General features: G+C 49.2%; 1 protein-coding gene and 1 pseudogene. Both read right to left on the minus strand.

Annotated features, from left to right (window positions below):
• The coding region (locus CIK04_RS23850; RefSeq protein WP_176463416.1) for a ThiF family adenylyltransferase at positions 1-225 on the minus strand (225 nt) is incomplete at its 3' end.
• A gap of 9 nt (positions 226-234) precedes the next feature.
• A pseudogene (locus CIK04_RS23855) lies at positions 235-788 on the minus strand (molybdopterin-binding protein); the annotation flags it as partial.

Below are 788 nucleotides of genomic sequence, written 5' to 3' on the forward strand. Positions count from 1 at the left end.
GACTTGGCGCTGCAAATTGGACAACTCAACAATATCGTCGTCAATCAATGTCAGCCTGCCGACCCCCGCAGTCGCCAGATATTGACTCGCAGCACAGCCAAGGCCACCGGCACCCAAAATTAAGATGGAGCTCTGTTTGAGAGCTTCTTGGCCTTCAAAATCAAACTGACGTAGGATGATTTGGCGGTTGTAGCGCAGCATTTCCTGATCGGAAAGAATCTCCACCTTCAGCTCCTAAAATAGGGTTGAGTTAAACAACTCGATATTGACGGTTTCACCCACTTCAACACGTCCACGCTCTCGTTCTAAAACCACAAAACAATTTGCCAAGCTCATTGAACGAAACGCGCCAGAGCTTTGATTCCCAGTTGTTTCGACAAAGAACTGACCATTCTCAATGGTGTAGATGCCGCGTTGGTAGTCGGTACGACCGGGGGCCTTTTTTAAACGCCGTTCGTGTTTGTGGCTGGGATGGACTCTGGTGCCTTCCATTGTGAATGGCCTGCCAATTTGGCCAGACATTGGCTGAACCAAAACATACATCGTTAAAACGGCAGAAACGGGTTACCTGGCAGACCGCAGAACCACGCGGTGCTGAGTTTGCCAAAGCAAGGTTTACCCGGTTTGATCGCCAATTTCCAAATCCGATTTCGCCTAGCTGCTCCAAAATGTCTTTGGTGTAGTCGGCTTCGCCCACGCTGACGCCACCAGAAGTCACCACCACATCCGCTAGTTGATTGGGCTTTTTCGAAGGTGTTTTTTAATGTTTCAGGGCAATCAGGAATGAT

The sequence above is a fragment of the Vibrio sp. 03_296 genome (assembly GCF_002265885.1).